The following is a 2,759-nucleotide window of genomic DNA, read 5'->3' on the forward strand; positions in this document are numbered from 1 at the left end:
TCAGCATTTTACCGATGATATTGCATTCGATTTCAATGGCTGAAAATTGTTCTTTTGTGAGATAGCCTATTTCAGAAGCAATGATGGCCTGGGTCAATACTTCTGCATTTGAACCTTTTGCTATATAGAAGAAACGAACGGCCTGCTTATTGCTTCCATTTTCATCCCCTTCGGCAATATTACTGGAAATAGATACAGCCGCCCGCCTGACCTGATCCCGTAGTCCAAAGTCAGAAGAGAATCCACCACATGCGGTTATTTTATAAATGATGACAGCAAGATCTTTTGACCTCTGCCAGACATTCAATTTCTCAAAATGACCCATATCTATAACCCAGCACCCAGTACCCAGTACCCAGTACCCAGCACCCAGCACCCAGTACCCAGTACCCAGTACCTAAAACGTTCGGCATCCTTCATATGACCTCAAAAGTACTTTACAGTCTTTTGGGGAAAGCCTCTACAAAGGGGAATGATCAAAAAAAGTGTAAAGTACTTTTGAAGGATGCCAAACGTTCTACAGATTCTTTATGAAGTCAGTCACATTTAAGCCCGCCTGTGAAATAATCGCTCTTAAAAGTCCTGGTGCTAATTCCTTATGATTCGGGATTGTTAGAGTCGGCCGATTCTGATGCCCGAGAATGATATGACTTCCTGTTTGACGAGCAATCTGATATCCCAACTTCTTAAACGCATTTACTGCTCTCTTCCCGGAGACATTCCCAAGCCTACCCAACGGCTATCTCTCCTATGAAACTTTCTTCCGGCAAGTGATATGACCTGTCTTCTGCGGATTTTTCGCATTCGACCTCTATATATGCATTGATGGCATCTTTTATGTTCTGTTTGGCGTCCTCCATGGTTCTACCCTGGCTGACACATCCCGGTAGATCCAGTGCATCCGCAACATATCCTCGATAATCCGAATCATAATAAAAATAAACTCGATATTTCATATTTTACCTCCTTGGGTGTCTATCGGGGTCATAATTTTTTTGCTGCCTCTTCATCCCATTCCGATCATATTGCATTCGATTTCAATGGAGTCGGTTGGGGTCGGACCAAGTCAACTCATTGTATTTTATAGATTTATATTCCAAAAATAGGCGTTTTCAATGCCTATATCGCCCTTTTGGGCCTCAAAATAATCGTTATACGGAATTTGAGTCTCTCGGAGCTGATATGATTCACCAGCTTTCCGGTCCTTTCGCCCGATGGCCGATCCTCCCATCAAAAATTTTATGTTCCCAACAAAGTTTTGGCTTCCAACAGCGATGCTCCTGGACCATTTATGCTGGGTGCTGGGTTCTGGGTTCTGGGTGCTGGGTTCTGGGTTTTTTATGATCTTGCTCTTATTAATTTTGTCAGCATTAATTCTACTTTGTTAGCTTTCAAGAAAATCCTTCAACATATTGGATTTTAATAAAAATTTTAAATTATTGCCATTTCTTTTTATTTTGTGTAATTGATTTGTCATGATGAAAAATAACGATGAATTACACGAGTCCATTGATAATATGTTGTCCAATCTTTCTGGACATATCGGAGAATATAAAGATTTCTTCATTAGTACAACAGAGGATTCCAGCGATCTTTCTGAACTCTATATCTCTGGTTTGATTAAAACCGAACGGGGCAAACGCAACATGGAACGAATGCACGAGGAGCTTGACATGTTGGGTGATGGATACCAGCAAATTCAACAATTTATAACAGATTCGCCTTGGGATGCTTTTGGATTAATTCGTAAAGTTGCTCAAAACACATCTAATTTGTATGCAGATCAGCAGGGATATGATGTGAGAGATGTAGGTTATATTATAGATGAGTCTTCGCATCTTAAGAAAGGTGAAGCATCTGTAGGCGTTTCGAGGCAATATGCAGGCGTTATCGGCAAAGTCGATAATTGTCAGGTTGGTGTTTATTCCAGCCTGGTTTGGCAAAGCAATACCAGTCTGATCAACTGCAGGCTTTTTCTCCCGGAATGTTGGACAGAAGACGATGCAAGGTGCCAAAAAGCAGGGATCCCAGAAAATAGGCGCGTATATAAAACGAAACCCCAGCTAGCTCTTGAGATGCTTAAATCAGATATTGAAGCGGGAGTTCGTTTTGGTTGGGTTGGTGGAGACGGGCTTTACGGTCATGGGAATGAACTCAACTATGCGATTGAAGATATGGGGTTGACCTTTCTGCTTGATATCCATAAAAATCAAGCAGTGTACATGCAGAAGCCGACGATATTCCTTCCGGAAAAGAAACCAGGTCGAGGTCGGACACCAACAAGACTTCGCACTTTGGAGCCTGCTACAGTTGTCGATGATTACAGGATCAAGCTTGATGAAAAACAGTGGGAAAAAGTAGAAGTTCGGGAAACAACTAAGGGGACGCTGAAACTGTTTATACACACTGTGCCGGTCTGGGTATGGGATGAGGAAGAAAATCATCCAAGAGAGCGCGTTTTGGTAATCAGTAGAAATGATAAAGAAAAAAAAATCAAATACTCTCTAAGCAATGCTGATATGGCAATAACTCCATTGCAACAATTTGCTTACATGCAGGCTCAACGTTACTGGATAGAGCGTTCTTTTCAAGACTCCAAAAGCGAATTGGGAATGTCCGACTATCAGGTTAGAAAATGGGCATCCTTCATTTTCCGTTTGACACTTCGTAAAATCAAAATGTGTTTTTGAGATGCTGAAAATTATTTTTTAAAAAAAATACTGTGAACAGCACGTTCCTTTAGTGTACTTTAGAATTGA

General features: G+C 41.1%; 4 protein-coding genes. 1 reads left to right on the forward strand and 3 read right to left on the reverse strand.

What is annotated here, in order from left to right; translation table 11 throughout:
* From HXW94_RS18460 to HXW94_RS18470, 3 genes are all read right to left on the reverse strand, one after another.
* Positions 1-325, reverse strand: a 325-nt coding sequence (locus tag HXW94_RS18460) for a four helix bundle protein (protein ID WP_178368360.1), incomplete at its 3' end; no start/stop codon positions are given.
* 192 nt (positions 326-517) lie between these two features.
* Positions 518-736, reverse strand: a complete 219-nt coding sequence (locus HXW94_RS20520; RefSeq protein WP_178368361.1) for a type II toxin-antitoxin system HicA family toxin — start codon at positions 734-736, stop codon at positions 518-520.
* Positions 729-956 (reverse strand): type II toxin-antitoxin system HicB family antitoxin, encoded by a 228-nt coding sequence (locus HXW94_RS18470; RefSeq protein ID WP_111960336.1) that lies wholly within the window; start codon positions 954-956, stop codon positions 729-731. Before HXW94_RS18470 ends, HXW94_RS20520 begins: the two co-directional genes overlap by 8 nt.
* A 519-nt stretch (positions 957-1,475) precedes the next feature.
* On the opposite strand from HXW94_RS18470, the gene HXW94_RS18475 reads away from it, so the two are divergent.
* Complete coding sequence (locus HXW94_RS18475) at positions 1,476-2,690, forward strand: IS701 family transposase (protein WP_178368362.1); 1,215 nt, start codon at positions 1,476-1,478, stop codon at positions 2,688-2,690.
* The last annotated feature ends 69 nt before the right edge of the window (positions 2,691-2,759 follow it).

The sequence above is a fragment of the Desulfobacter latus genome (genome assembly GCF_013389365.1).
GTDB lineage: Bacteria > Desulfobacterota > Desulfobacteria > Desulfobacterales > Desulfobacteraceae > Desulfobacter > Desulfobacter latus.

What these genes read in the sequence shown, in the direction of transcription:
- HXW94_RS18470 (WP_111960336.1), bottom strand. Translation starts at nt 956, where the DNA reads ATGAAATATCGAGTTTATTTTTATTATGATTCGGATTATCGAGGATAT.
- HXW94_RS18475 (WP_178368362.1), top strand. Translation starts at nt 1,476, where the DNA reads ATGATGAAAAATAACGATGAATTACACGAGTCCATTGATAATATGTTG.